The organism is Cohnella cellulosilytica, assembly GCF_042431195.1.
Lineage (GTDB): Bacteria > Bacillota > Bacilli > Paenibacillales > Paenibacillaceae > Cohnella > Cohnella cellulosilytica.
In genome coordinates this window covers 97042-123598 of record NZ_JBHMDN010000035.1, presented here as the reverse complement: position 1 = coordinate 123598, position 26557 = coordinate 97042, and the positions used below count along the sequence as shown (strand labels likewise).

At 58.2% G+C, this 26557-nt stretch carries 24 protein-coding genes and 1 other RNA gene; 18 read left to right on the top strand and 7 right to left on the bottom strand.

Translation table 11 applies throughout. From position 1 onward, the window contains the following. Nucleotides 1–735: 735 nt before the first annotated feature. Both ACFFT4_RS25275 and ACFFT4_RS25270 read right to left on the bottom strand, forming a co-directional pair. The gene (locus tag ACFFT4_RS25275; RefSeq protein ID WP_378051747.1) at nt 736–1890 is read right to left on the bottom strand and encodes an MFS transporter; all 1155 of its coding nucleotides are present in this window, start codon (nt 1888–1890) and stop codon (nt 736–738) included. Nucleotides 1891–1913: 23 nt separating this feature from the next. Next, nucleotides 1914–3221, bottom strand: a complete 1308-nt coding sequence (locus ACFFT4_RS25270) for a multi antimicrobial extrusion protein MatE (protein ID WP_378051746.1) — start codon at nt 3219–3221, stop codon at nt 1914–1916. Nucleotides 3222–3402: 181 nt separating this feature from the next. On the opposite strand from ACFFT4_RS25270, the gene ACFFT4_RS25265 reads away from it, so the two are divergent. The 11 genes from ACFFT4_RS25265 to ACFFT4_RS25215 all read left to right on the top strand — a co-directional run bounded on the left by ACFFT4_RS25265 (nt 3403) and on the right by ACFFT4_RS25215 (nt 14637). Next, nucleotides 3403–3744 carry a hypothetical protein gene (locus tag ACFFT4_RS25265; RefSeq protein WP_378051745.1) on the top strand — a complete coding sequence of 114 codons (342 nt, stop codon included), beginning with the start codon at nt 3403–3405 and terminating at the stop codon, nt 3742–3744. A 23-nt stretch (nt 3745–3767) separates the two neighbouring features. After that, nucleotides 3768–4847, top strand: a complete 1080-nt coding sequence (locus ACFFT4_RS25260; RefSeq protein ID WP_378051744.1) for a tetraprenyl-beta-curcumene synthase family protein — start codon at nt 3768–3770, stop codon at nt 4845–4847. A gap of 31 nt (nt 4848–4878) precedes the next feature. Continuing rightward, nucleotides 4879–5847, top strand: a complete 969-nt coding sequence (gene pfkA, locus ACFFT4_RS25255) for a 6-phosphofructokinase (RefSeq protein WP_378051743.1) — start codon at nt 4879–4881, stop codon at nt 5845–5847. A 186-nt stretch (nt 5848–6033) separates the two neighbouring features. Next, on the top strand, nt 6034–6981 hold the full coding sequence (gene deoR / locus ACFFT4_RS25250; protein WP_378051742.1) for a DNA-binding transcriptional repressor DeoR: 948 nt from the start codon (nt 6034–6036) through the stop codon (nt 6979–6981). Nucleotides 6982–6994: 13 nt separating this feature from the next. After that, nucleotides 6995–7666 carry a deoxyribose-phosphate aldolase gene (deoC, locus tag ACFFT4_RS25245; protein ID WP_378051741.1) on the top strand — a complete coding sequence of 224 codons (672 nt, stop codon included), beginning with the start codon at nt 6995–6997 and terminating at the stop codon, nt 7664–7666. Between the two features lie 12 nt (nt 7667–7678). Further along, the gene (locus ACFFT4_RS25240) at nt 7679–8989 is read left to right on the top strand and encodes a pyrimidine-nucleoside phosphorylase (protein ID WP_378051740.1); all 1311 of its coding nucleotides are present in this window, start codon (nt 7679–7681) and stop codon (nt 8987–8989) included. Nucleotides 8990–9045: 56 nt separating this feature from the next. Then, a complete protein-coding gene (locus tag ACFFT4_RS25235; protein ID WP_378051739.1) occupies nt 9046–9867 on the top strand; it encodes a purine-nucleoside phosphorylase in 822 nt (273 codons plus the stop codon). A 75-nt stretch (nt 9868–9942) separates the two neighbouring features. Beyond that, a complete protein-coding gene (locus ACFFT4_RS25230) occupies nt 9943–11034 on the top strand; it encodes a BMP family lipoprotein (RefSeq protein ID WP_378051738.1) in 1092 nt (363 codons plus the stop codon). 26 nt (nt 11035–11060) lie between these two features. Continuing rightward, nucleotides 11061–12617: an ABC transporter ATP-binding protein gene (locus ACFFT4_RS25225; RefSeq protein ID WP_378051736.1), complete on the top strand. Its 1557-nt coding sequence runs from the start codon at nt 11061–11063 to the stop codon at nt 12615–12617. Continuing rightward, a complete protein-coding gene (locus tag ACFFT4_RS25220; RefSeq protein ID WP_378051735.1) occupies nt 12601–13677 on the top strand; it encodes an ABC transporter permease in 1077 nt (358 codons plus the stop codon). Before ACFFT4_RS25225 ends, ACFFT4_RS25220 begins: the two co-directional genes overlap by 17 nt. Continuing rightward, on the top strand, nt 13678–14637 hold the full coding sequence (locus tag ACFFT4_RS25215; protein ID WP_378051734.1) for an ABC transporter permease: 960 nt from the start codon (nt 13678–13680) through the stop codon (nt 14635–14637). It abuts the gene before it with no gap. 680 nt (nt 14638–15317) lie between these two features. Here the strand turns inward: ACFFT4_RS25215 and ACFFT4_RS25210 are convergent. After that, entirely contained in the window at nt 15318–16484 is a 1167-nt protein-coding gene (locus tag ACFFT4_RS25210) for a putative glycoside hydrolase (protein ID WP_378051732.1), read from the bottom strand. Nucleotides 16485–16604: 120 nt separating this feature from the next. Beyond that, the gene (locus tag ACFFT4_RS25205; protein WP_378051731.1) at nt 16605–17432 is read right to left on the bottom strand and encodes a YitT family protein; all 828 of its coding nucleotides are present in this window, start codon (nt 17430–17432) and stop codon (nt 16605–16607) included. 206 nt (nt 17433–17638) lie between these two features. Here ACFFT4_RS25205 and cshA point away from each other — a divergent pair, with 206 nt between their 5' ends. From cshA to ACFFT4_RS25185, 4 genes are all read left to right on the top strand, one after another. Continuing rightward, nucleotides 17639–19279, top strand: coding sequence for a degradosome RNA helicase CshA (gene cshA, locus ACFFT4_RS25200; RefSeq protein WP_378051730.1), 1641 nt, complete (start codon nt 17639–17641; stop codon nt 19277–19279). 43 nt (nt 19280–19322) lie between these two features. Further along, nucleotides 19323–20108, top strand: coding sequence for a YesL family protein (locus ACFFT4_RS25195; RefSeq protein ID WP_378051729.1), 786 nt, complete (start codon nt 19323–19325; stop codon nt 20106–20108). A gap of 38 nt (nt 20109–20146) precedes the next feature. After that, a non-coding RNA gene (gene ssrS, locus ACFFT4_RS25190) (6S RNA) lies at nt 20147–20329 on the top strand. A 38-nt stretch (nt 20330–20367) separates the two neighbouring features. Beyond that, nucleotides 20368–20793 carry a DUF1499 domain-containing protein gene (locus tag ACFFT4_RS25185; RefSeq protein WP_378051728.1) on the top strand — a complete coding sequence of 142 codons (426 nt, stop codon included), beginning with the start codon at nt 20368–20370 and terminating at the stop codon, nt 20791–20793. Nucleotides 20794–20873: 80 nt separating this feature from the next. On the opposite strand, the gene tpx is transcribed toward ACFFT4_RS25185, so the two are convergent. Beyond that, nucleotides 20874–21386 carry a thiol peroxidase gene (tpx, locus tag ACFFT4_RS25180; RefSeq protein WP_378051727.1) on the bottom strand — a complete coding sequence of 171 codons (513 nt, stop codon included), beginning with the start codon at nt 21384–21386 and terminating at the stop codon, nt 20874–20876. Between the two features lie 110 nt (nt 21387–21496). Between tpx and gltC the strand changes: the two genes are divergently transcribed. After that, nucleotides 21497–22399, top strand: a complete 903-nt coding sequence (gltC, locus tag ACFFT4_RS25175; RefSeq protein ID WP_378051753.1) for a glutamate biosynthesis transcriptional regulator GltC — start codon at nt 21497–21499, stop codon at nt 22397–22399. 68 nt (nt 22400–22467) lie between these two features. Here gltC and ACFFT4_RS25170 read toward each other — a convergent pair whose 3' ends face one another. Together ACFFT4_RS25170 and ACFFT4_RS25165 are read right to left on the bottom strand one after the other, a co-directional pair. Then, on the bottom strand, nt 22468–23151 hold the full coding sequence (locus ACFFT4_RS25170) for a zinc metallopeptidase (protein WP_378051726.1): 684 nt from the start codon (nt 23149–23151) through the stop codon (nt 22468–22470). A 29-nt stretch (nt 23152–23180) separates the two neighbouring features. After that, nucleotides 23181–23636, bottom strand: coding sequence for a MerR family transcriptional regulator (locus tag ACFFT4_RS25165; RefSeq protein WP_378051725.1), 456 nt, complete (start codon nt 23634–23636; stop codon nt 23181–23183). Between the two features lie 427 nt (nt 23637–24063). On the opposite strand from ACFFT4_RS25165, the gene ACFFT4_RS25160 reads away from it, so the two are divergent. Together ACFFT4_RS25160 and ACFFT4_RS25155 are read left to right on the top strand one after the other, a co-directional pair. Then, nucleotides 24064–25425 (top strand): ammonium transporter, encoded by a 1362-nt coding sequence (locus ACFFT4_RS25160; RefSeq protein ID WP_378051724.1) that lies wholly within the window; start codon nt 24064–24066, stop codon nt 25423–25425. Between the two features lie 47 nt (nt 25426–25472). Further along, entirely contained in the window at nt 25473–26552 is a 1080-nt protein-coding gene (locus ACFFT4_RS25155; RefSeq protein ID WP_378051723.1) for a DUF294 nucleotidyltransferase-like domain-containing protein, read from the top strand. The last annotated feature ends 5 nt before the right edge of the window (nt 26553–26557 follow it).

The following is a 26557-nucleotide window of genomic DNA, read 5'->3' as shown; positions in this document are numbered from 1 at the left end:
CTCCTGATGGGTTTAGGACATTGATCCGTTCAACCCCCATCATACGAGGTGCTTTTTGCTTTGTCCAAGCGTAAATCTTAGACTCTACAGGAATGTTTAAAAGCGGGCATCTGCCCGAGTGAGCTTGCGTAACGGTCTGCCAGACCGCTAAAAGCGTACATCTGCCCGAATGAGCTTGCGTAACGGTCTCCCAGACCGCTAAAAGCGGGCATCTGCCCGAATGGGCTTGCGTAACGGTCTGGCAGACCGCTAAAAGGGGGCATCTGCCCGAATGGGCTTGCGTAACGGTCTGGCAGACCGTTAAAAGCGTGCAACTGCCCGAATGGGCTTGCGTAACGGTCTGGCAGACCGTTAAAAGCGTGCAACTGCCCGAATGGGCTTGCGTAACGGTCTGGCAGACCGAAGCGGGCGTCTGCCCGAATGGGCTTGCGTAACGGTCTGCCAGACCGCTAAAAGGGGGCATCTACCCGAATGGGCCCGCGTAACGGTCTGTCAGACCGCTAAAAGCGGGCATCTGCCCGAATGGGCCCGCGTAACGGTCTCCCAGACCGCTAAAAGCGTGCATCTGCCCGAATGGGCCCGCGTAACGGTCTCCCAGACCGGGCTAAAGCGGGCAGCGTTCGAATGGCCTGACGGCTGGCCTGCCGGGCCGTAAAGAGGGGGGGGGAGTAGGAGGTTCGTCCAATTGCTGCACTCGGAGACTTAAGGGATGGCCTCTTTAATCTGTGCGGACATTTAACGTCGGCGAAGATGGGCGGCAAGGAAGCCGATCGTGCCGATCAGGGCGAAGACAGCGCCGGTCTGAAAGACGCGCGACAGCCCGAACGAGTCGTACATCCAGCCGCCGAGCGTCCCCGCTATGACTCCGGCCAGACCCGCCCAGACGACGGCGAACACGGCCTGGCCCGACGAGCGGTATTCGTCGGGGATGAGCGATTGCAGGCCGCGCAGGGCGGTAATGTAGAAGATCGCGAAGGTAACGCAGTGCATCATCTGCAGCGCGACCATCATCCAGGGCTCGTCGGCCTGGCTGAGCAGGAGGAGACGGACGACGTAGAACGCGCTGGCGATCGCGAGCAGCGGATATTCGCGAAACCGGTGACCGTACCTGGAGAGCAGGAAAAACATCGGAATCTCGCTGACGGCGGAGGCGAGCGCGGCATAGCCAATCACGGATTCGTCGGCCCCGATCTCCCGCATGGCGACCGAGAGAAATCCTTCGTTCGTCCGATGCGCGACCGAGATGACCAGGATCAATCCGAAGAACACGAGCGTATCCTTGCGGCGAAGCAGCTGCCACAATCCGCGAAATTCGAATTTGCGCAGCGTGGCCTGGTAGTCTCCGACGAAGAAGGAGACGACAAACGAGACGAAGAGGACGCCGAGCAGAAGCCAGACGGTCAGATTCGAGCCGAATGCCTTCAGAATTTGGCCGAAAACGACGGCGCATACGGCGTAGCCGAGCGAGCCGAACATCCGGATCGAAGGAAAGCTGATCTTCATTCGCTCGGCGGCCAGCAGGGAGACGCTGTCCAGCATCGTATTGTTCGGTGTCTGGAACAGGTAGAACAGCGCCATAATGGCGGCCATAATCACGAATTCCCGCTGCGGCAGCAGCAGAGCGAGCGCGAGAATCTGCATAAGGTACAGCAAATTCAGAATCCGGGGCAAATTTTTCATCCGGTCGCTGACGATGCCGACGACGAGATTGGATACGATGGACAAGAACGGTCCGACCGAATAGATCGCGCCGATCTGCAGCTTCGAGAAGCCGAGGCTTTCGAAGTAAAGCGGGAAGTAGGTGACCAGAAGCACCATGGCCGCATAATTGGCAAATTGGAGCAAGCGCAGCACAAACAGCTGGCCGCGCATTATTAAGCTGTTACTCATTCGCGAGTCTCCTATTCTTGAAGCTAAGCGGCCAGCTTGGCCGTCCGATGGCTGCGGCGGAACAGCCAGGTCAGGAACAACACCTCGGCGAACACACCGGCCGATTGGGCAAGCGAGCCCAGCACGCCGTTCCACGAGGGGATCAGCAGGACGAGCAGGACGATCGTCAGCGCGGTTATGATCGCGTTGGCCACCTGCGAGCCGAACATCAGCTTCGTCTCTCCGTGTGCCATGACGATGCCGTTAAGCGTATCGAGCCAAGGAAAGACGAGCACGAACGGCAGAAAGCCGCGCAAGGCATGGGTGCAAGCCGCCAACAGCTCGTCCTTCACGCCGAGGATATGGGAAAACATCCATTCGCCGATCGGCGTGAACGCCATCAGCGAGAGCAGCAGCGGAGGAATAAATCCGAGCATCAGCGTGAATTTGCGCACGATGGCCGGGTTGGATTTGACGAACAGCAGAGCGATCTGATGAAAATAAGTAAAAAAGCCCAAGACCAGATTCATCAGGCTGCCGGCTACGGCGAACGAAGCGACGGCGAGCGTGCCCCGATCGGTCGTGCCGAGCAGGGCGTTCAGAATCGGCAGCACCCATACGACAATCAACGACGAGTAGAGAAGCGGGTTGTAAAACCGGGCCACCTGCTTGGGCTCCGTAATTTCGCATTCCTCGTCTTTTTCCGGCAGCTGCTTGATCAGTTTGCTCGATTCCCACCAGCTTAACCCCGCTTCAATCATCATGCCGAATACGAAAATGACCGTTCCCTGCAAAGCGCTGTCGACACCGACGTACAGAAAATATTGGGACAGCAGGAACATGCCGGCAAGCCGGAACACCATTGCGATCGTCAGCCATTTCGTTCTCATTTTATAGATAATGACGCCTTGATAGAGACAGCGGACGCCTGAAAATACGGATAAAAACATGAGCGCGTAATAGGCGTGCACCGCTTCCCGTTCCACGACCGGATCGGCTCCGTACGCCCCTCCGAACACCCAATGGCCGACGGGGGTGTAGGCGATCGTCGCTCCGAAGACAAGCGCGGCCCCAAAGACGAAGAAGCTGATCCGCCGGACGGCCCGGAAGGACACGCGGTCGCGCACGAGCGCGGAGCAGGTCTGGCGGAACAGCACGGCCGGCTTCTCGGTCACGACCAGCAGGCTCATGGCCAGGGCGTAGCCGGCCAGGATGATCTCGGGATTGTCCGAACGGGCCAGCGTTCCGTTAATGATGACGTGCGACAGATTGATCAGCAGCACCGAGATCCCCATCGGAATGAAAAACAGCAAAAGCCGTCTCAGCGAGACCGGCTCGTTAGCATGCGGCATAATAAGCTCCTTCGGACGGCGGGCGTCCGTTTGTCGAGTTAGCTAGTATTATAGCAGATTATTCGCGATATTCGGGGATCATTTTCGGGGAATAAAAACTGGATTTCAACTCTGCAAAATGATAAATTAAAGAATAAAGCAAATTTAGAGGCTTTGTCGGACACAAGACCGGGTGATAAACATGCGGATAGACGAGTGGCTCGACCGGCAGTTCGCTTACAGCGAGAGGCACGGCATTGCGCTTCCCGCTCTGGAGAAAGATTGGGAGGAGCTGACGCCCGAATGCCAAATCGCGGTCATAGCCAGGTGGGAGACGATTCGCGGGAGGATCCCGGATCGGATCTTCGCTTTGGAGGAGGCCATTCGGGTCAAGCAGAGGCTGTTGTTCGAGGAAGAGGATTTCGCCAGTTCCTGCCGCATTAACGGAGATATCGCCGATCTGGCGAGCAGGATCAACGACTTGAATATTTGGTTTCGCACCCGGCAGGAGCTGGAACCGTCGGCGAAGCCGCATAACGGTTAGAGCATTGCGGAGGGCCCTACGAGATGACGAATGAAGCGTTGTTGGCGGGCCGATCACCTCGCGGTCCGTTTTCTTTAATGAAGAGGGTGTACAAGTATATTTTGCCGGAGGTCCGGGCCGAGCTGGGACGATGGCGCGACATGGCGGGGACCATTCCCGATCCGGAGCTGCGCAAGCAGGCGCTGGACAGCATTGCCGGCAAGCAGTTCCACTGCGAAGGCGGCGGCGTCTACGCCGCGGCGAACCTGGAACGGCGGCATGTGCTCATCCCGCTGATCGTCGCGCTGCAGACGATCAGCGACTATCTCGACAATCTGTGCGATCGCAGCACTTCGCTGGATCCGAACGACTTTCGCCTGCTGCATCAGAGCATGCTCGACGCGGTGACTCCCGAAGCCGATACCCGCAATTATTACGCCTTGCGGGAGGAGCAGGACGACGGGGGTTACCTGGCGGCTCTGGTGCGGACGTGCCGGGAGCAGGTGGCGCAGCTGCCCGCCTATGCCAAGGTGCAGCCGTTCGTGACGGAGCTGGTGAAGCTGTATGGCGATCTCCAGGTATACAAGCACATCGATCCGGCCAAGCGGGAGCGCGAGCTGCTGGCTTGGTGGGACAAGCATGCGGCTTCCTATCCGGAGCTGCGCTGGAACGAGTTCGCGGCGGCGACGGGCTCGACGCTGGGCATGTTCATGCTTTTCCTGGCCGCCAGCGATCCGAAGCTGGACGACCGTCAGGCGGCGGAAATCCGCAACCGGTATTTTCCTTCCATCTGCGGGCTGCACATTTTGCTCGATTATTTGATCGATCAGGCGGAAGACCGGGAAGGCGGAGATTTGAACTTTTGCAGTTATTACGCCGATCAGCCGATGCTCAACGAGCGGATGGAGCGGATGGTTCAAGCCGCAAGGGCAGCCGCCGAAGGGCTGCCGTTCGGACATTTTCACCGGATGATCGTCGAAGGGCTCGTCGCGCTGTACTTGTCCGATCCGAAAGTGCGGGATCAACGGGACGTGCGGCAGACCGCCCGCAGGCTCATGAAAGGCAGTCCGTGGACAAGGGTGTTTTTCTGGCTGAACAGCCATTGGATAAGAAAAGCGATGTAAAGGTTTAGGATTACGGGGAGGAATTGGGAAGATGAGTGCAGTAAAGAAGATCGCGGTATTGACGAGCGGCGGAGATTCGCAGGGGATGAACGCGGCGGTTCGCGCCGTCGTAAGAAGCGCGTTGTTCCGTGGCATTGAGGTTTACGGGGTGCAAAGAGGCTATCAGGGGCTGATCAATCACGATCTGAGACCGATGGATCTGCGCAGCGTCGGCGATATCATTCAGCGCGGCGGCACGATTCTGCAGACGGCCCGCTGCAAGGAGTTCGTGACGCCGGAAGGCCAGCAGCGCGGCGCGGACGTGCTGCGCGAGCACGAGATCGACGGCCTGGTCGTCATCGGCGGCGACGGCTCGTACCAGGGCGCGAACAAGCTGAGCAAGCTGGGCATCAAGACGATGGCCCTGCCCGGCACGATTGACAACGATATCGCGTTCACCGACTTCACGATCGGCTTCGATACGGCGGTCAGCATCGTCGTGGACGCCATCAACAAGCTGCGCGACACGATGACCTCGCACGAGAGATCGTCGGTGGTCGAAGTGATGGGTCGCCATTGCGGCGACATCGCGTTGTACGCGGGCCTGGCCAGCGGGGCGGAGGCGATTCTGGTTCCCGAGGTTCCGTTCGATATCAAGGAAATTTCGCTGCGGATGAAGGACAATTTCCAGAAGGGCAAACGGCATGGCATCGTCGTCGTGGCGGAAGGCGTGTGCTCCGGGGAAGAAGTGGCGAAGAACATCATCGAATACAGCGGCATCGAGCCGCGCGTAACGGTGCTCGGCCACATTCAGCGCGGCGGGACGCCGACGCACAACGACCGCATTCTGGCGAGCCGGCTGGCCGATTACGCCGTACAGCGCCTGATCGAAGGGGATTCCGCCAAAGGGATCGGCATCGTCAACGGCGAATTCGTGGCGACGGATATCGACAAAGTCGTGAACACGAAGAAGACGTTTAATCTGGATCTGTACAACCTGGCGTTGCGTTTGGCCCAGTAAGCCGAGATTGTTGGGAAGAGACGACAAAATCAAGCCGTTCCCGATCCATGGGGAGCGGCTTTTTTTGTATGTATTTCGCCCTAGCGCGGAATGCTTATATCCATTATAATAGCGGATGAGAGAACATAATTTCATTTTATTTGATACAAAATTTCAAAATCAGCGCAGCGAATGGTGTGAACTTTGTTGGATAACGACAAAATCAGGAAAGTCGTGGAAGCCGCCAAGCTGTATTACCAGCTGGATTACAGCCAAAATCAGATCGCCGAAGCGCTGGGTGTATCCCGGCCGACCGTATCGCGGCTCCTGCAGCTGGCGAAGTCGGAAGGCGTCGTTACGATCGAGATCAAAGATCCGACGGAGGATGTCGAGGTTCTGCGGCGCTTGCTGATCGAGCGGTTTCAATTGAAGAACGCCGTCGTCGCGTTCACTCCGACCTACGACGACAGCGTCGTCAAGAAGTATATCGGCCAAGCGGCCGCCGCCTACGTGATGGAGCTGGCGAAGGACGGGGACACGATCGGGGCTTCCTGGGGCTCGACGATGTACCAGGTCGCGCTTCATTTGAAGACGAAGTCTTTGAACAACTCCTTTGTCGTTCAATTGAATGGCGGCGTAAGCGATGCGGACATTCTTATCTCGCCTTCGGAGATCGTCCATCTGTTCGGCAAGGCGTTTAACGTAACTCCTTATTTCATGTATTTGCCGGCGATCGTCGACCACATTCTCGTCAAGCAGGCGATGCTGACCGATCGGCATATCCGCAGGGTAATGGACATGGGGCAGCATGCCAACATCGCCGTATTTACGGCGGGCGCGCCCACGCCCGATTCGGTGTTGATCAATTCGAACTATATGCGCAGCGAGGAATTGGAGACGATTAAGACGAAGGCCGTCGGCGATATCTGCTCGCGCTATTTCGACATTAACGGCGAGATTTGCCTTCCGGGCCTGAACGAACGCACGGTCGGCATCGAGCTTTCCGATCTTCGGAAGAAGGAGCACGCCATCCTCGTCGCCGGGGGAGCCTCCAAGGTGAACGCGATCTGGGGCGCTCTGCGCGGCAAATACGGCAACACGTTGGTGACGGATCAAATTACGGCCAAAGATTTGCTTCAAAAAACAGACCTGTAGGAGAATGATCCCCATGACCCCGGAACAAATCGCAGCAACGATCGACCATACGCTATTATCGGCAACAAGCACGGAGCAGGAAATTGTCCGCCTTTGCGCGGAAGCGAAGCAATACGGGTTCGCGACGGTATGCGTGAATCCATATTGGGTCCCGACGGCCGCAAGGGAGCTGGCCGGCAGTCCGGTCGGCGTCACGACGGTGATCGGCTTCCCGCTGGGAGCGAGCTCCACGGCAATCAAGGCGGCGGAGGCCGGCGACGCGATCCGCGCCGGCGCGACCGAGATCGATATGGTCCTGAACGTCGGAGCTTTGAAATCCGGCCAGACGGCCGCCGTGAAGAACGATATCGAGCAGGTTGTGCAGTCGTGCCGGGGCCAAGCCGCGGTGAAGGTCATTATCGAGACGTGTTATTTGACCGACGAGGAGAAACGGACGGCTTCGCGGATAAGCAAGGAAGCGGGGGCCGATTTCGTAAAGACGTCCACGGGCTTCGGCCCGGGCGGCGCGACGGTCGAGGATGTCGCGTTGATCCGCGGCGTCGTCGGACCCGGGATGGGAATCAAGGCTTCGGGCGGCGTGCGGAATCTCGACACGGCCCGCAAGCTGATCGAGGCCGGGGCGACGAGGCTCGGCGCCAGCTCCTCGATCGCGATCGTTACGGGCGGAACCGCCCAAGGGTACTAAGGGGGGCGCGCGATGAGAACCGTAGATCTGATTACGAAAAAAAGAGACGGCGGCGAGTTGACGGAAGCGGAAATCCGGTATCTGATCCAGGGGTATACGGACGGCTCGATTCCGGATTATCAGATGTCGGCTCTGGCGATGGCGATATTTTTCCGCGGCATGACGCCGGAGGAAAGAGCGAGCCTGACGATGGCCATGGTCGATTCCGGAGAGACGATCGATCTCGGCGGCATCGCGGGCGTCAAGGTGGACAAGCACAGCACGGGCGGCGTCGGGGATACGACAACGCTGGTGCTGGCTCCGCTGGTCGCCTCCGTCGGCGTTCCCGTAGCGAAGATGTCGGGAAGAGGACTCGGCCATACCGGCGGCACGATCGACAAGCTGGAGTCGATTCCGGGTTTTCACGTGGAAATCGGCAGCGACGAGTTCATCGAGCTGGTCAACCGCAACGGGCTGGCCGTCATCGGCCAGAGCGACAGGCTGACGCCCGCCGACAAGAAGCTGTACGGGCTTAGAGACGTAACCGGTACGGTGAATTCGATTCCGCTGATCGCCAGCTCCATCATGAGCAAGAAGATCGCTTCCGGGGCGGACGCCATCGTGCTCGACGTCAAAACGGGCGACGGAGCTTTCATGAAGGAAATGTCCGAGGCGGAGGAGCTTGCAGCCTGCATGGTGGATATCGGCAGCCGCGTCGGAAGAAAGACGGTTGCCGTGCTGTCGGACATGAGCCAGCCGCTCGGCAACGCGATCGGCAACGCCCTGGAGGTCAAGGAGGCGATCGATACGCTCCGCGGCCGGGGGCCGGCCGATCTGACGGAGCTGTGCCTGACGCTGGGCAGCCATATGGCCGTCCTGGCGGGAGTCGCTACGGACCGGGAGGAAGCGAGGGTGATGCTGGAGCGGGCGATCGAGAGCGGCGAGGCGCTGGAGAAGTTCAAGGCGTTCCTGACGGCGCAGGGAGGCGACGCTTCGGTCGTGGACGAGCCCGAGCGGCTGCCCGCGGCCAAGCGGCTGATCGAGGTGCCGGCCAGGGAGTCGGGCTATGTGGCCGCGATCGCCGCCGAACGGATGGGGCTGGCGGCGATGCTGCTGGGAGCCGGGCGCGCGACGAAGGAGTCGCGGATCGACCTGGCGGTCGGCATCGTGCTGCGCAAGAAGATCGGCGATCCGGTGCAGGCCGGCGAGCCGCTCGCGACCGTGCACGCCAATGAGATCGGCGCGGAGGAAGCGATTGCCCGCATCTACGAAGCGATAACGGTTCGCCCGGAGCCGGTTCGGCCGCCCGCGCTGGTCGTCGGCGAGGTGCATGCGGACGCGTAAAGTCGGACGGGAGATTGGCGGGATTGGGTAATACTTTTAAAGGGGGTGAAACAATAATGGGCCAATTGCTGCAAAGAATGAATGAGGCGACAGCGCATATTCAGTCTTTGATCTCAAGCCGGCCGCGCATCGGACTGATTCTCGGCTCCGGCTTGGGCGAGCTTGCCGACGACATTCAAGATGCGGTTCGGATCGCTTACGAGTCGATTCCGCATTTTCCGGTGTCGACGGTGGAGGGCCATGCGGGTCAGCTTGTCATTGGCCGGCTTCAAGATCAGACGGTAATTGCGATGCAGGGGCGGTTTCATTACTACGAAGGCTATACGATGCAGGAAGTGACTTTTCCGGTTCGCGTCATGAAGGCGCTCGGAGTCGATCATCTCATCGTCACCAACGCGTGCGGGGGCATGAATCCGGGCTTCGAGCCGGGAGACTTGATGCTCATCCGGGACCATCTGAACATGACCGGAGCGAATCCGCTGATTGGCGCCAACGAGCCCGAGCTGGGTCCCCGTTTTCCGGACATGAGCCGAGCGTACACACCAGATTTGCTCAAGCTTGTTCGCGAGACGGCGCAGACGCTGGGAATCGGCGTCAAAGAGGGCGTATACGCCGGAATTACCGGTCCGTCGTACATGACGCCGGCGGAGCTTACGATGCTGGGATTGATGGGCGGCGACGCGGTAGGCATGTCCACCGTGCCGGAGGCGATCGTGGCGAGCCATATGGCGATGAAGGTAATCGGAATTTCCTGCGTGACCGACATGGCGATCGGCGAGCATCTCGAACCGCTCAGCCACGAGCAGGTGATCGAGGTCGCGAATCGCACGAAGCCGAAGTTTATCGCTTTGGTGAAGGCGGTTGTACAGCGGCTGTAAGAGGGAGCGCGGCCAACGTCCGATCGGAGACGGAACGCCGGAATTCTCTACCTCAATAGAAGGAGAGCGAAAACAATGAATAAATCGACCAAGCTTCTTACCGGAATTATGCTGGCCGCTTCTTTGACCTTGACGGCATGCGGAGCAAAAAACAACAACGACGGAGGCGGCGCGGCCAGCCCGAGCCAATCGCCGAGCGCTTCCCCAAGCGAAAGCGCGGCGCCGGGCCAGACGGTGGACGGCAAAGACTTCAAGTTCGCGATGGTCACCGACGTCGGCGGCATCAACGACAAGTCGTTTAACCAGAGCGCGTGGGAAGGGCTGAACAAGCTTAAGGCCGACACGGGCGCGGAAGTCAAAAATCTCGAGAGCAAAGAAGCTTCTAACTATTTAACGAACCTGAACAAATTCGTGCGCGACGGCTACAACCTTACTTGGGGCATCGGCTTTCTGCTCGAGGACGCCGTAAAGGAGTCCGCGGACAAAAATCCGGACGCGCGGCTGGCGATCATCGACGGCGAAGTTCAGGCTCCCAACGTGGCTTCGATCAAGTTTGCCGAGAACGAAGGCGCGTTCCTCGTCGGCGTAGTGGCCGGATCGATGACCAAATCGAACAAAATCGGCTTTGTCGGCGGCATCGACATTCCGGTCATCAAGCGGTTCGAGCTCGGCTTCCTGGCCGGCGTAGCCGCGGTGAACCCGGACGCGAAGGTCGAGATCAACTATACGGGCGCGTTCGACAAAGCGGACCTGGGCAAAGCGGCGGCCGCTTCGCTCTATAACGCCGGCGCCGACATCGTTTTCCACGCGGCCGGCGCCACGGGCAACGGCGTCTTCAACGAAGCGAAGGAGCGCAACAAGAACGCTTCGGCGGACAAGAAAGTATGGGTCATCGGCGTGGACAAGGACCAATCGCTGGAGTTCGGAGACGACGTTACGCTGACGTCCATGCTCAAGCGCGTGGATGAAGCGGTATACCGCGTGTCGATGGAAATGATCGAGGGCAAATTCCCCGCCGGTCAAGTGACGACGCTCGGCCTCAAGGACGACGGGGTGGGCTTGCCGGACACTTCCAAGGCCAACGTGCCTCAGGACATTCTGGACAAAGTCGAAGAGTACAAGCAGAAAATCATCAGCGGCGAAATTACGGTGCCGACGGCCGAGTAATTCATTAACCGATAAAGGGTGCGACTATGGAACAGGCGAAAACAGTCGTAGAAATGCGCGGCATTACGAAACGTTTCCCCGGCATCGTCGCCAACGACAGCGTCGACTTCAAGCTGAGGAAGGGCGAGATTCACGCCCTTCTCGGCGAGAACGGCGCCGGCAAGTCGACGCTTATGAACGTTCTGTTTGGCCTGTACCAGCCGGAAGAAGGGGAAATTTTCGTCAATGGGCAGCAGGTCGTCATAGACGGGCCCAACAAGGCGATTAAACTCGGTATCGGAATGGTGCACCAGCATTTTAAGCTGGTGCATCCTTTTACCGTGGCGGAAAACATCATTCTCGGAAGCGAGCCCCGGAAGTGGATGGGACTTGCGGTGGACAAGAAGCGGGCCGGCGAGCAGGTCGACCGGTTATCCAAGCAATACGGCTTAAACGTGGACCCCTATGCAAAGATCGACGAAATTTCGGTCGGCATGCAGCAGCGGGTCGAAATCTTGAAGACGCTGTACCGCGGAGCGGACATTCTGATCTTCGACGAGCCTACGGCGGTGCTGACTCCGCAAGAGATCGGGGAGCTGCTCGTCATTATGCGCAACCTGGTCGCCCAGGGCAAGTCGATCGTGCTCATTACCCATAAACTGAAGGAAATTATGACGATTGCCGACAGCGTGACGATTGTGCGCCGCGGCAAAGTCATTGACAGCTTGCCGGTTGCCGGCACCAACCCGAACCAGCTGGCCGAGAAGATGGTCGGCCGGGAAGTGTCGCTTAAGCTCGACAAGAAGGATGCCGCGCTCGGCGAGCCGATATTGGAGGTCGACGGCCTTGTCGTCAAAGGACGCCAAGGGCTGAATGCGCTTAACGGAACGTCGTTCGTGCTGAAGCGGGGAGAGATTCTCGGCATCGCGGGCGTGGAGGGCAACGGACAGAGCGAGCTGATCGAGGCGCTGACAGGACTTCGTTCGGTCGCCGGCGGATCGATCAAGATCGCGGGCGCGGAGATGGCCGGGGAGAAGCCCCGAACGATTTCCGAGGCGGGACTCTCCCTGATTCCCGAAGACCGCCACAAGCACGGGCTCGTGCTCGATTTTCCGGTACGGGACAATATGGTGCTCGAAACGTATTACCAGCCCCCATTCAACAAGCGGGGATTTCTGGACTACAAGGCGATCGGCAAGCATGCGGAGAAGCTCGTCAAGGATTTCGACGTGCGGACTCCGTCCATTATGACAGATGCCCGGGCGCTGTCCGGCGGCAATCAGCAAAAAGCGATCATCGCCAGGGAAGTCGACAAAAATCCCGAAGTGCTGATCGCGGCCCAGCCGACCCGCGGCCTGGACGTCGGCGCGATCGAATTCATTCACAAGCGGCTCGTGGAGCAGCGCAACATGGGCAAGGCGGTGCTGCTCGTCTCCTACGAGTTGGACGAGATCATGCAATTGTCGGACCGAATCGCGGTCATCTACGAAGGCCGAATCGTCGGGGAGGTCAAGCCTTCCGAGACGAACGACCGGGAGCTCGGCCTGATGATGACCGACTATAAGCAGAAGCAGGGGGGGCCGGACAGTGAACAAGCTGATTAAAGCTTTTACGAAAGAGTCCGCGCTCGTCCCCCTGATCGCCATCCTGCTCGGCCTGATCGTCGGGGCGGTCATTATGCTGCTCGGCGGCTACGACCCGATACTCGCTTATCGCTCCCTGCTGGGGGCCGTGTTCGGCCATCGGTACGACTTCGGCGAGACGCTGACGGCGATTACTCCGATTTTGTTCACGGGACTTGCAGTTGCGTTCGCTTTCCGCACGGGGCTATTCAACATCGGAGCCGAAGGCCAGTACATTATGGGCATGACCGGCGCGACCGTGATCGGCGTCACCGTACATCTTCCCTGGTATCTTCATGCACCGCTGGCGATTATCGTCGGCGCGCTTGCGGGCGGCGTGTGGGGAATGATCGCCGGTTACCTGAAGGCGGCCAGAGGCGTAAACGAAGTCATCACGACGATTATGCTCAACTGGATCGCGCTGCATCTGGCAAACTACATCGTAAGACAGTTCCTGCTTGAACCGGGCAAGGGCAGATCGTATAGGGTGGACGATTCGGCTTCCGTAACGATCGGCTGGCTGTCGCGGTTTATGGACGACGCGCGCATGCATTGGGGGATGGTTGCGGCGCTGCTCGGCGTCATTTTCTTCTACTATTTCTTGTGGCGCACCAAGCAGGGCTTTGAGCTCAGGGTCGTTGGCGCGAACCCGGACGCGGCCAGCTATGCAGGCATCAGCGTCAGCAAGAGCGTCGTCAAAGCGATGTTCATCTCGGGAGCGTTGGCGGGGTTGGCGGGCGTATTCCAGGTGCTCGGCGTGTTCCATAACCAGGTGATCTCCGCCGGCCATACCGGGCATGGCTTCGACGGCATCGCCGTCGCGCTGCTCGGGGGCAACAACCCGTTAGGCGTGTTGTTTGGCGCGATTTTGTTCGGAGTTTTATCGCACGGCGCCGCCGAAATGAGCTTTGGCGCGAACGTGCCTCCGGAAATTATTCGCATCGTCATCGGCTCGGTCATCTTTTTCGTCGCCGCGCCGGGAATTATCCGCTGGCTGCTGAAGCGGGCAGCCTGGAAGAAACGCAAAGAGGAGGCGATCTAGATGGATGCGGCAACGATTGGTCATATGCTGAATACCGCATTCGTATTCTCGACCGCGCTGATCCTGGCTGCGTTAGGCGGTATTCTTTCGGAGCGCTCGGGCGTCGTGAACATCGGGCTGGAGGGACTCATGACCGCGGGAGCGTTCGCGGCGGCCGTAGCGGCCTACAAGGCGCAGGAGGCGGGTCTCGGAGCAGCGTCTCCGTGGATCGGCGTCCTTGCCGGGGCGATCTTCGGCGTTCTGTTCGCGCTCATTCACGCGGTGGCGACGGTTACGTTCCGGGCCGATCAGGTCGTCAGCGGGATCGTTATCAATTTTATCGCGGGCGGCTCGACTTTGTATCTTGTCAAGCTGTTATTCGATGGGGCCGGGGACACTGCGCTCGTCAACGAAGTGTTTCATAAAATCAAAATACCGCTGCTCTCGGACATTCCGATTCTCGGAGAAGGCTTGTTCAACGCTTATCCGACAACGTATCTGGCGCTTATTCTGGTCGGCGCGATCTATTACATGCTGTACAAAACGGCGTTCGGCCTGCGGCTGCGCTCCGTGGGGGAGCATCCCGGCGCCGCCGACACGGTCGGCATCAAGGTGCTGCGCATGCGTTACGCGGCCGTGCTGATGAGCGGCGTGCTCGCCGGCATCGGCGGCGCGACGATCGCGATGACGACAACCGGCTCGTTCTCGCACAACACGATCTCCGGTCAAGGCTTCATCGCGCTGGCCGCGGTCATTTTCGGCAAGTGGAATCCGCTCGGCGCGCTCGGCGCAGCGCTGTTTTTCGGATTCGCGCAGTCGATCAACAACGTGCTTCAATTGTTCGACTTCTCGTCTCACGTGCCCCCGGAATTCATCTACATGCTGCCGTACGTGCTCACCATTCTGGTGCTCGTCGGCGCCGTGGGCCGTTCGAGGGCTCCCGGAGCGTTGGGCGAACCGTATTCGCCGGGCAAACGATAGTAGGAGCAGGACTCCATACAATATGGGGCATAGACAGATGGGGCTGATCCGCTATAAGTCGCCAGAACTGTACCGAACGATAATCTGTGGAATGATATAAGCCGCATCTGTCACCCTTTGCAGGATTCCCCGCAAAGCAACGTTAAGCTTCGAACGCTTAATCCGGTTGCTTTGCGGGGACCCTTACCTATTCGCCCATCATCGGCACCGTCGGATCGATTAAGTTCCTCACAAGTGCCTATGCGCTCCTCTTCGGCCCCGTCGAAGCGTTTAAGCCCCTCACAAGTGCCTATGCGCTCCTCTTCGGCCCCGTCGAAGCGTTTAAGCCCCTCACAAGTACTTATGCGCTCCTCTTCGGCCTCGTCGAAGCGTTTAAGCCCCTCACAAGTGCCTATGCGCTCCTCTTCGGTCTCGTCGAAGCGTTTAAGCCCCTCACAAGTACTTATGCGCTCATCATTGGCCCCGTCGAAGCATTTAAGCCCTTCACACATACCTATCTGCCTGTCTCCAGCTCCCCCGGATCGTTTAAGCTCGCCGCACGTGCTTATTCGTCCATCCCTGGCACCGATAAGATCGTTTAAGCGCGTCTCGCTTCTCGCCTCTCGTGTCTTGCGTCTCGGGTCAAAAAAAGAACCAGCGCCCGTCAAGAGAGCGCTGGTTCAACGATTTAAAAGTGCATCTTAATATTTAACTCCTTCGGAATAGCGGTTGCCGGCGTTCCACAGCAGGAATTCCTCGACGCCGCTGTCGTTCAGCGCTTTGATCTGGGCTTGAACCTCGGCCGCCCCGTAAGGAATATAGTGGCCTTTGCCGAGCCATTTGGCGGTGAAGTCCTGAATCCACGGCCGGATAATCGGCTTGTCCTCGCCAAGAGGCTCCAGCTTCTTGTGCGTGTCGTCCATTGCGCCCTTGATCGTCTCGTACGGCGCCCTGTCCGGGTCCTTCTGCTTAAACCAGCCGGTGCTGTAATGGCTCGGATAGATCATCGGGCTGATGACGTGCACTCCGCTGGAAATTTTCACAAAGTCCTGTCCGATGCCTTCGGCGGCGGGAACGGAGGCGGCATAGCCGAAGATGTCGACGGACACTCGCACGCCGAGCGGCTCCAGCTCCTGCTTGGCGTACTCGACGAAGCCGCTCACGATGTCCACGCGGCTCTGATCGTTCTTCGTGTACTTCAAGGCGTCGGCCCGCTTCTCGAAGCCTTCCGGAAAGCGGACGTAGTCGAACTGGATCTCCTTGAAGCCCAGCTTGGCCGCTTCCTTGGCGACTTCGACGTTGTACTCCCATACTTCGTTGCTATACGGATTAACGAACTTGTCCTTGTTGCCGTTCTGCCAGATCGAGCCGTCCTTCTGCACGAAGGAATATTCGGGATGCTTCTTGGCGAGCACGCTGTCCTTGAAGACGACGACACGGGCGATCGGATAAATGCCGTGCTCGTCCAAGGTCGTCATCACTTTGCCGATGTCCTTGATGTAGGGCTGGGGATCGCCCAGCTCCTGAAGCTTCGGATTGTCCGTCTTGTACGTAATGTTGCCGAGGTCGTCCTTGATGTCGATGACCATCGAATTGAGATCGGTGCGGTCGAGCAAATCCAGCAGGGTGGCCATCCGCTCCCCTCCGGCGCTGTACGCGGTCACGTAAATCCCTTTAATGACCGGGGCGTCAGGCTGCGGGTCTCCCTCCGGCACGGCGGACGATCCGTCGTCGAAGCCTCCGGGCGCCGTCGATTGATGCATGGCGGTCCTTACTATGTTCCATAGCCCTTCGGACGGTTTGCCGGCCGACGGCCCTCCGCCCAAAACGCTGTTAAGCAGCAAAAAAAACGTCAAAAAAATACTCATTCTACTCTCTCCCCATAAGCTCTGTAACAAGATTATAAACGAGTTAGGGGGGAGTAGACACAGGTATTTTGTAGTATTTTGCTGAAAAATCCAGAATTTTCGCCTTTCGATTTATTTTCTTTATTTTTTGCGAAAATCCCCGATCACATCGACCGTCTGGACGACGTTAACGAAAGCTTTGGCGTCGATTTCCTTAATCATTTTGCGCAGTCCGGCAAGCTCCAGACGGGTCGTGACCGTCATCAGCATATCCCGCTCCTCGCTGGTAAACGCCCCCCGGGTCTTAATAATCGTCACGCCTCTCGGCATGCCGAGCAATCTCGAGGCCAGCTCCTGCGTGCGGTTCGTTACGATAAACGCGGTCACCTTATGATGCGGCGTATGTACGGCGTCAATTACTTTTCCCGTTAAGTAGATCGACAGCATAGAATAGAGGGCGGCGTTCCAATCGTCCTTGAGAAAACCGAGCGCGGCCACGACGATCGTGTTGAGCGCCACGATCAGGATGCCGACGGGGAGGTTGCGGTAACGCGATATGACCGATGCGATAATGTCGAACCCGCCCGTGGAGCCGCCGTAGCGGAGCGATACGGTCGTGCCCAGGCCGACGAGCACGCCGCCGAACACGGCGGCAAGCAGCCGATCGTCCGTCAGCTCGACCAGCGGAATGACCTGCAGGAAAAAAGACGTGGCGGCGACGGTCACAATGCTGAGCCCGATGAAGCGCCGGCCAAGGACGCGATACCCCCAGAACAGGATCGGCGCGTTTAGGGCAAAATAAAGCCAGCCGATGTTCCAGCCGGTCAAGTAGCCGACGACCATCGCTACCCCGGACACCCCGCTGCTGAGCAGCTTCTCCGGAATCAGAAGCATCTGAAAGCCGAAGCCAACGGCCGCGGCGCTTAAAATCATCAAAAATACGGGACCGATTACGGCAAGCCTCTTCATGAAAGCACTCCTCTCGCGCGCGGGAACGCCTGCGGCGGCGCTCGCAACGACGTACGAATAGGTTCCCCAGGGACAAGAGGGTCATGCAGCGAATGGTACTCTTTTCCTGAGACTGGAGTTTTCGGGCAGGTTTGTGCTATAATGAACTGATCATTTTTTTGGAAGCCGTAAGTTGAAGGCCCAACACAGAAGGAGATTGAAAAAGTTTGAGCACATTTGCAGAGTTTGGTTTGGAGCCGGACGTACTTCAAGCCATATCGGAGATGGGATTTGAAGAGGCGACCCCAATCCAAGCGAAAGCTATTCCCGTTGCCATCGCAGGCAAAGACATGATCGGGCAGGCCCAGACGGGCACAGGCAAGACCGCTGCGTTCGGTATCCCGATGATCAGCAAGATCTCCGCATCGGAGGACCGCATTGTAGCTTTGATCATGGCGCCGACTCGCGAACTCGCGATTCAGGTATCGGAAGAAATTGAGAAGCTTGGACGTTTCAAGGGACTGCGTTCCTTGGCTATATATGGCGGTCAAGACATCTCACGTCAAATCCGGTCGTTAAGACGGAAGCCGCAGATTATTATCGGAACCCCCGGTCGTTTGCTCGACCACATCAACCGCAGGACGATCAAGCTCGACGACGTGCAGACGGTCGTGCTGGACGAAGCCGACGAAATGCTGGACATGGGCTTCATGGAAGATATCCAATCGATCCTGAAGCTGGTTCCGGACGAGCGCCAGACGCTGCTGTTCTCGGCGACGATGCCGGCGAACATCCAGAAGCTGGCGCAGCAGTTCCTGCGCGAGCCCGAGCACGTGAAAGTCGAATCGAAGCTGCTTAGCGCCCCGTCGATTCAGCAGTATTACGTAGAAATTCAGGAGCGCATGAAGTTCGACGGCCTGTGCCGTCTGCTCGACATGGAGCCGCCTGAGCTGGCCATTATCTTCGGCCGGACGAAGCGCCGCGTGGCCGAGCTGTCCGAAGCGCTCATGAAGCGCGGATACGCCTGCGACGGATTGCACGGCGATCTGTCCCAGAACCAGCGCGATGCCGTTATGCGCAAGTTCCGCGACGGCAGCATCGACATTCTGGTGGCGACGGACGTGGCGGCGCGCGGATTGGACGTATCCGGCGTAACCCACGTGATCAATTTCGACCTTCCGCAGGACCCGGAGAGCTACGTGCACCGGATCGGCCGTACCGGCCGCGCGGGCAAGGAAGGAACCTCCTGGTCGTTCGTCACGCACCGCGAGACCGACCACCTGCACTTCATCGAGAAGGTAACCCGTCACCGCATCTCCAAGAAGATGCTCCCGACTTTGTCCGAAGCGATGGAAGGCAAGCAGAAGGTGCTGGCCGAGCGCATCATGGAAACCGTTCGCTCCGAAGAGGAAGTCAACCCTTACAAGTGGGTTGCCATGCAGCTGCTGGAGCAGTACGACTCCGTTGAATTGCTGGCGGCTGCCTTGAAGCTGCTGAACGGCGACAAGAAGGACGTCAACATCGAGCTGACTCCGGAGGATCCGGTTCGCTCGAAGAAGCGCAAATTCGAAGGCGGGCGCAGCGGCGGCTACGGAAGCGGCGGCGGACGCCGTTACGGCGGATCGTCCGGCGGCGGGCAAGGCGGCGGCTCCTGGCGCCAAGGCGGCCAAGGGCGCAACGATCGCGGCCCGGGCGGCTATAACGGCGGACGCAAGCCTTACGGCGGCGGAGGCAGCCGTTACGGCGGCAACCGCGACGACAACGGCTACCGCGACAATCGCGGCGGCGGTGGAGGCGGCGGACGGCCTGAACGGAGAGACGATTATCGCGGCAGTCGCTCGCAGAACGAGGATTTCGTAAAGATCTAACTGCAGCAGTAAACTGACCAACAGTCATCAGGGAGGATTCCCCATGGAAATGCGGGGCATGATGGGCGGCTTCTACAAAATATCCGAGTGGATCATGAGGCTGTCGGTTACTAACGTGTTATGGCTTCTCACTTCATTTCCGTTTTGGTTCTTGTTCATTACGCCGTTTATCAGCCAGCCGGCGGAGGGGGATGCCGAAGGCACCCTCATCTCCGCCGTCATCATGATGGCGATCGCAGCTCCTTTTACCTTGTTTCCGGCGACCTCGGCGATGTTCTCGGTCGCCCGGAAATGGGTGCTTGGAGACGTCGACGTTCCGCTGTTCAAGACGTTCTTCCGCAATTATAAGCAGAATTACGTTCAGGCGATGATCGGCGGCGTATTTTATGCCTTGTTGTTCGCGATTCTGATTATCGACTTCCAGGTGTATCTCAAGCAGATCAGCGGTTTTCAAATTTTGGCCTATCTCTTTATCGCCTTAATGCTGCTGCTGCTTATCTCGATGCTTCACTTCTTCTCTTTGTTGTCCCATTTTCATATGAAAACGGTTCAACTGTTCAAGAATGCGCTTATTTTGACGATCGGTCGTCCTTTCCGCTCGCTGGCTATGGCGATCGGAGCGGTGGTCGTCATTGCCATCAGCATGAGATTTACCTTTTTGCTGCCGTTCTTCTTCGGAAGCATTATCGCGGTCTATACGTTCTTTAATTTCAACATCGTCATTCAGAAGATGATGCTGATGAAGGAGCAGGCCGAAGCGGCTGCGGAAGAGTCCGAATCGGAAGAAGAGAAGGAACCGGTCGGCGAAGGGAACAACTCCCAAGGCTAATTGATTTTACTTTTGCGCTTTGCCTGCTTATAATGGGGATATTCCTGCCCTGTGCGTTACGACGCTTTATTGTTTTGAACCAATGTTTGTTTCCAGGGAGCTCTACATTGCCAGGCGGCTGACAGGCCCTCGAAAAGGGAAGTCAAAATCCGGGTTGCGGGCACCCACCTGCCAAAGCAGGTTCAGAAACATGCACGTCGGACGGCAATGGCGGGTTTTTTCTGTCTTATAGGTCTTTAATCCCCGGGTAAGGCGTGGTATGATAGAATGTAGCGCCAAGGGTACTCGGAGGGAGAGAGAGCGTTTGAAGCGGATTCTGATCGGATTGATCCGGAGTCATGAACATACGAGCGACAAGGCGAAAGACCCGAAGCTTAAGTCCCATTATTATCGCCTTTCGAAAGATCGCGCTTGGGATGAGATTAGCTCCATTCTGAAGAAAATGAAGGGTTATAAAGTTCTTCACGAGGTCCAGACGGTCGGGGAAATCGTCATGGAGAAGAAGTCGATGTCCGGGCGGACGATGGACATTACGATCCAGCTCGTAGGTACAAGCCCTGGCAATACGGCGGTCGATATTTATTCCGCTTCCCGCGGCTCGCTTGGCGATCTCGGAGCGAACTATCGGAACATACAGGAAATATACAGCGTGCTGGATCGCAAGCTGTCGAGCCACAAAGCTTAGACAGAGGCGCTCCGCACGACATAATAAAGCGAGGAAGGCGCCTGGCCTGTCCTCGCTTTTGTCATGCATAGCTTTGCGGATTAGAGAAGCTTCTTGACGGCTTCGATCGCCGCTTCGTAGTTCGGGTGCTCGGTCATTTCGTTCAGTACTTCGACGTAGGTGATGCGGTCGTTCGCATCGAGAACGAAAATAGCGCGCATGTCCAGATGGAATTCCTTAATGAACACGCCGTAAGCTTTGCCGAAGCTGTTGTCCTTGTAATCGGACAGCAGGAACACACGGTCTACTCCGGCGGCGGCGCACCAGCGGGCTTGGGCGAACGGCAGATCGGCGCTAACGGTCAGGATGGCGACGTTGTCTCCGAGCTTGGAGGCTTCCTCGTTGAAGCGGCGGGTTTGCGCGTCGCATACGCCCGTGTCGATCGAAGGAACGACGCTGATGAGTTTGACTTTGCCCGCGAAATCTTGAAGGGACGAAGTTTCGAGCAGATTCTTCGGCAACGAGAAATCGGGAGCGGAATCGCCGACTTGTAATTCCGGACCGACAAGCGTAATCGGATTGCCTTTGAAAGAAACGGAACGTTCTTGGGACATGGGACGAAATCCTCCTTCATTGATAAGGTTTGCCGTAATCATTATAATCGTTATGGAATACCGTTGTCCAATCATTGGAAGTCGGCAGTATGCGGAAAAGGGGTGGGGGCGTGGAACTGAGGCAGTTGGAATATTTCGTGCAGGTCGCTCGGCTCCAGCATGTAACGAAAGCGGCGGAGGAGCTTCACGTCGCTCAATCGGCGGTAAGCAGGCAAATTCACCGTCTCGAAGAGGAGCTGGGCATACGCCTGTTCATGCAGCGGGGACGCAACGTGCAGCTTACGCCGGTCGGCCAGCTGTTTCTGCGGCGGGCGGAATCGATTCTCGGAGATCTCGATCGCGCCGTCATGGAAATTCACGAGTTCCTCGACCCCGAAGTCGGGGAGATTCGCCTCGGCTTCCCGCACAGCTTGGGCATTCATCTCGTGCCCCAAGTCGTAGCCGCCTTCCGCAAAGTACATCCGAACGTCAAGTTCCGCTTCCGGCAGGGCATGTACCCGTCCCTGATCCGGGACATCGTAGACGCCGAGGTGGATCTCGCGTTTATTTCGCCGTTCCCGGAAAATAACGAGCAGGTGACGGGAGAGGTGATCCTGACCGAAAGCCTGTACGCGATTCTGCCGACCAATCATCCGCTGGCGGCCGAGGAAGCGATCAATCTAAGCGAGCTGAAGGACGAGACGTTCGTGCTGTTCGGCAACGGCTACTCGCTGCGTCCGATCGTCTGGGATGCGTGCAAGGAGGCCGGATTTACGCCCCGCATCGGCTTCGAGAGCGAAGAGTCGGGGACGATCCGCGGGCTGGTGGCGGCCGGAATGGGCGTCAGTCTGCTGCCGGAGATGGCGATGTACGAGACGAGCTCGATGATGCCGGCCGTGGTGAAGATCAGCGAGCCCGAGGTGACGCGAACGATCGGAATCATTCATCGTTCCTCGGAGAAGCTGCCGCTTGTCGTGCAGATTTTCCATTCGTTCCTGGTGGATTTTTTCAAAAACGATTACAAGTCGTTATAGAGGAAGAAGGGGCGGCCGAAGGATCTTGGAGATCCGGGCCGCCCCTTCTTGGTCTAACCGGGATTGCGTTAATCCCGATTGCTGTTGGTGAAGATCAGAATATATTTGACGAGCTCGAGCAGCGAGATTAGCGCAGCGGCGACATAGGTCAGCGCGGCGGCGTTCAGCACTTTGGCGACGCCGCGCTCTTCGTCGCGGCGGATAAACCCTTCCGCGACCATCAGATCGCGGGCTCTCGAGCTGGCGTTGAATTCGACCGGCAAGGTGACAAGCTGGAACGCGACCGCGGCGGAGAAGAAGATGATCCCGAAGCCGATCAGATTGAGCGAGCTGAACAGGAAGCCCGCCAGAAGCAGGAACGGCGCGATGCCGGAGGCGAAGCGAACGACCGGGAACATCCGGTGACGCAGCACGAGCATCGGATAGGAATGCTGATGCTGGATAACGTGTCCGACTTCGTGGCAGGCGACCGAGATCGCGGCGATCGAACGTTCGTAATACACGGGCTCCGACAGCCGCACGACGCGGGCGATCGGATCGTAGTGATCGGACAGCGTGCCGGGCACCGGTTCGACCGGGACGTCGCGCAGACCGTTTAAGTCGAGCATTCGTCTGGCCGCCTCGTAGCCGGTCAGTCCGCTGGCGGCGGGTACCTGTGACCAGCGGTTAAACGTCCCTTTGACTCGGAATTGGGCCCATAGCGACAATACGAAGGCGATGATGATCAGAAAATCCATCGGGTGAAAGAACATGATGTTCAACCTCCATTAGGGTAACTTGTTCACATGAAGTTACTTTTCCCCAAAAGAAGAAGAAGAGCCTCGACGCAGGCTGCGGTTTGCGGCGTAATCGCCCTGTACAGCCTCTTGGCCTGCCTGGGCTTCAATTGCTCGAGCACCGGTTCAAGCTCCTTGACTTCCCGTTCGAGCTGGGCGAGATGAACTTGAAGGTCCGCAAGCTTGCGGTTGACGGCTTCGTCCCCCGCGACGCGATTGTGCGGGGCGAACTGCTCCCGAATCTCTTCCAGGGAGAACTTCTGCGCCTTTAATTGTTCAATACGATGCAGTCTGCTTAAAGTTTCGTCATCGTATAAGCGATAATTGCCGGTCGACCTCTTGGCCGGCAGAAGCAGACCGAGGCTGGTGTAATAATCGATCGTGCGCGGGCTGATGCCGGCCAAAGAGGAAAGCTCTCCGATCCGGTACAGGCGCTGAGCGGGCGGTTGATCTTTACGCATCGTTATCCCCTTCCTTTGTGACGTAGTTCAAAAAGACCGCTTTTGTCCATCATACAGAATCCTCAACCGTACAGTCAAACGTGATGCTTGGCCGGAGCGCGCCGCCTGCGAAAGGAATCTTGTCGCATGCGAAGAGAGCGCGGGCCTAACCTTCCCGTCCGCTAAAGTTCGAGTTTTCCTGCGTTACAATACCTCACGCAAATTCGGGATCCAGTCCTCTTTTCCTAGATAATCTCTAGTTCCAAGAGCTTTTCTCTCTACAAAACCTAAGAAAATCGTTTAAAATCAATAAAATGTGATGTTCGTGTAAGATATAATTGCTATTTTTTCTGAAAATGATATTGCCAAACAAGGAGTAGCGCCCTATAATGACACTATGCATTTCATTTGGTGATATGTTACATGACATAAGTGAGGAGTGGTCGTTGTGTTGAAGAAAAGTTTGGTATCGATTGGCGCGCTTTTGATCCTGTTTCCGACAGTCGCTTTCGCGGAAGATCCGTCCGCAGGGCAGCTGAACATGGGGCTTAATGCGCTGTGGGTAATGCTGGCGGCAATTCTGGTTCTGCTCATGCAAGGCGGATTTATTCTTCTGGAAGCCGGATCGACCCGGATGAAGAACGCGGGGCACGTAGCCGGCAAGACGATTTTCACGGTAGGTCTTGCTTCCCTGGTCTACTGGGCCGTAGGTTACGGATTCGCGTTCGGCGGCGACGCTTCGGCTTCGCTGAACAAGTTTATCGGACTCGGCAACTTCTTCTTTAGCCCGGCTAACGGCGTCACCGATGGCAGCCTGCCGGACTCCGTCTTCTTCGTCTTCCAGCTCGCGTTCGCGGCCGTATCGCTGTCGATCGCATGGGGCGGATTCGCGGAGAGGGCGAAGCTATCCTCTTATCTGATCTTCACGCTGTTCTTCGTATCGGTCATCTATCCGGTGGTCGCGCACTGGATTTGGGGCGGCGGCTGGCTCGCGGACGACGGAGCGCAGGACTTCGCCGGCTCCACGGTCGTTCACTTGACCGGCGCCATCGGGGCTCTGGCGGCTACGATTCTGCTCAAGCCGCGTATCGGCAGATTCAACAAGGACGGTTCGGCGAACGAAATTCTCGGCCACAATCAGGTGTTTACGGCTCTGTCCGTCCTGATTCTGTGGGTCGGCTGGTTCGGCTTCAACGCGGGCAGCACGGTAGAGATCGGCGACGGCTTCTTCGGCTTCGTAGCGTTTAATACGCAGCTGGGCGCTGCGGCGGGCGCCGTAGCGGCGCTGCTGATCTCCTGGCTCGTCAACGGCAAAGCCGACATTACGGCTACCTTGAACGGCGCACTGGCAGGTCTCGTCGCCATTACCGCTTCCTGCGCGTTCGTAGATCCTTGGGCTGCGGTTGTCATCGGTCTTGTCGCCGGCGTGCTCGTCTTCTTCAGCGCCAAGTTCTTCGAGAAAATGAAAGTCGACGATCCGATCTACGCCTTGTCCGTGCACGGCGCGGCAGGGATCTGGGGAACTTTGGCGAATGGTTTGTTTGCAACGGAAGAATTGGCCGGCAAAGTCGGCGTAGGCCAAGCGGGCCTGTTCGCGGGCGGCGGCTGGAAGCAATTGTGGGTGCAATTCGAATCGGTCGTCGTGGCCGGCGCGTTCGCTTTCGCGGCTTGCTTCATCGTTCTCTGGGTCGTGAAGCAGGTCATCGGCTTCCGCGTCACGGAAGAGCAGGAGATTATCGGCCTCGACTTGAGCGAGCACGGCACCTATGGTTATCCGGAGCAATTGAAAAAAGCCGGTACGTCCGTATAAAGGTTGAAAAGCTGCTTGCCGGCGTATCACGGGAGGGTATAGACCGCATGCACAATCCCATCGGGGAAAAGCGGTGGCCAGACATCGACTGCGCCGACGGGCTCGACCCATTGAAGTCGGCGCGGGAGAGGGGGCAGCGGCTGCTGGAGGCCGAGCTGCCTTCCTTGCCCGCCGATGAGGCGATCGTCAGGCTGAACGCGCTGCACGATGCGCTGATTGTCCGAGTGCTTGCGCTGGCGGAGAACGAGGTGGCACGGTCGGGGCTTGGCGCTCCGCCCGTGCCTTACGCGTATATGCTGTACGGCAGCGGCGGGCGGTCCGAGCAGACGATGCACAGCGACCAAGACAGCGGACTCGTCTACGCGGATGCGAACGACGAGGCGGAAGAGGAGCGCAACCGGAGTTATTTTCGAAGGCTGGCCGAGACGGCGGTCGACTATTTGATCGAGATCGGGTATCCGCCCTGCGAAGGCAACGTCATCGCCTCGAACCCGGCATGGTGCATGTCGCTGAGGGACTGGTCGGACCGGATCGCCGGCTGGTTCGCCGAGCCGAGCTGGGAGAACGTTCGTTACTTGCTGATCGCGGCGGACGGACGCGCGGTATGGGGAGACGTCGGGCTGGCGGATCGGCTGCGCGGCCGCTTCTTCGGCGACTTGCTCGGCCATCCGGTCATCGAGCGAAGAATGCTGGAAAATACGCTGCGGCACAAGGTGCTGGTAGGCGTATTCGGTCAATTGCTGACGGAGAAGTACGGAGACAACGCGGGAGGCCTGGACATTAAATACGGGGCCTATATTCCGATGGTGAACGCCTTCCGGCTGCTTGCCGTGCGCGCGGGCATTCGCGAGACGAGCACCCTGGGCCGGATCGACGCGCTGCACGCGGCCGGCGCGCTGAGCGAGGAGGAGGCGGAGGAGGCGAGGACGGCCTTCCTCCTGTTTCTCAAGTTGAGGCTGTTCACGTCGGTAGCGCTGGAGGACGGGCGTCTCGTAGGCACGGGCAAGCTTCCGGCAAGCCGGTTGACGAAGGAGATTGTCCCCGCTCTGAAGACCGCGCTGAAGACGGGCAACAAAATTCAGCGAAAGGTGCAGAAAGAGCTGCAGTACCGGTTAGGCGGGAGGTGAAAGCG

Excerpts from the sequence above, each read along its gene's own strand:
- ACFFT4_RS25155 (WP_378051723.1), top strand. The coding sequence starts at position 25,473 with ATGCACAATCCCATCGGGGAAAAGCGGTGGCCAGACATCGACTGCGCC.
- ACFFT4_RS25240 (WP_378051740.1), top strand. The coding sequence starts at position 7,679 with ATGAGAACCGTAGATCTGATTACGAAAAAAAGAGACGGCGGCGAGTTG.
- ACFFT4_RS25275 (WP_378051747.1), bottom strand. The coding sequence starts at position 1,890 with ATGAGTAACAGCTTAATAATGCGCGGCCAGCTGTTTGTGCTGCGCTTG.
- ACFFT4_RS25170 (WP_378051726.1), bottom strand. The coding sequence starts at position 23,151 with ATGTTCTTTCACCCGATGGATTTTCTGATCATCATCGCCTTCGTATTG.
- deoC (WP_378051741.1), top strand. The coding sequence starts at position 6,995 with ATGACCCCGGAACAAATCGCAGCAACGATCGACCATACGCTATTATCG.
- ACFFT4_RS25230 (WP_378051738.1), top strand. The coding sequence starts at position 9,943 with ATGAATAAATCGACCAAGCTTCTTACCGGAATTATGCTGGCCGCTTCT.
- ACFFT4_RS25165 (WP_378051725.1), bottom strand. The coding sequence starts at position 23,636 with ATGCGTAAAGATCAACCGCCCGCTCAGCGCCTGTACCGGATCGGAGAG.
- pfkA (WP_378051743.1), top strand. The coding sequence starts at position 4,879 with ATGAGTGCAGTAAAGAAGATCGCGGTATTGACGAGCGGCGGAGATTCG.
- ACFFT4_RS25210 (WP_378051732.1), bottom strand. The coding sequence starts at position 16,484 with ATGAGTATTTTTTTGACGTTTTTTTTGCTGCTTAACAGCGTTTTGGGC.
- tpx (WP_378051727.1), bottom strand. The coding sequence starts at position 21,386 with ATGTCCCAAGAACGTTCCGTTTCTTTCAAAGGCAATCCGATTACGCTT.
- ACFFT4_RS25195 (WP_378051729.1), top strand. The coding sequence starts at position 19,323 with ATGGAAATGCGGGGCATGATGGGCGGCTTCTACAAAATATCCGAGTGG.
- ACFFT4_RS25270 (WP_378051746.1), bottom strand. The coding sequence starts at position 3,221 with ATGCCGCATGCTAACGAGCCGGTCTCGCTGAGACGGCTTTTGCTGTTT.
- ACFFT4_RS25265 (WP_378051745.1), top strand. The coding sequence starts at position 3,403 with ATGCGGATAGACGAGTGGCTCGACCGGCAGTTCGCTTACAGCGAGAGG.
- ACFFT4_RS25215 (WP_378051734.1), top strand. The coding sequence starts at position 13,678 with ATGGATGCGGCAACGATTGGTCATATGCTGAATACCGCATTCGTATTC.
- ACFFT4_RS25225 (WP_378051736.1), top strand. The coding sequence starts at position 11,061 with ATGGAACAGGCGAAAACAGTCGTAGAAATGCGCGGCATTACGAAACGT.
- ACFFT4_RS25205 (WP_378051731.1), bottom strand. The coding sequence starts at position 17,432 with ATGAAGAGGCTTGCCGTAATCGGTCCCGTATTTTTGATGATTTTAAGC.
- ACFFT4_RS25235 (WP_378051739.1), top strand. The coding sequence starts at position 9,046 with ATGGGCCAATTGCTGCAAAGAATGAATGAGGCGACAGCGCATATTCAG.
- ACFFT4_RS25260 (WP_378051744.1), top strand. The coding sequence starts at position 3,768 with ATGACGAATGAAGCGTTGTTGGCGGGCCGATCACCTCGCGGTCCGTTT.
- ACFFT4_RS25185 (WP_378051728.1), top strand. The coding sequence starts at position 20,368 with ATGATAGAATGTAGCGCCAAGGGTACTCGGAGGGAGAGAGAGCGTTTG.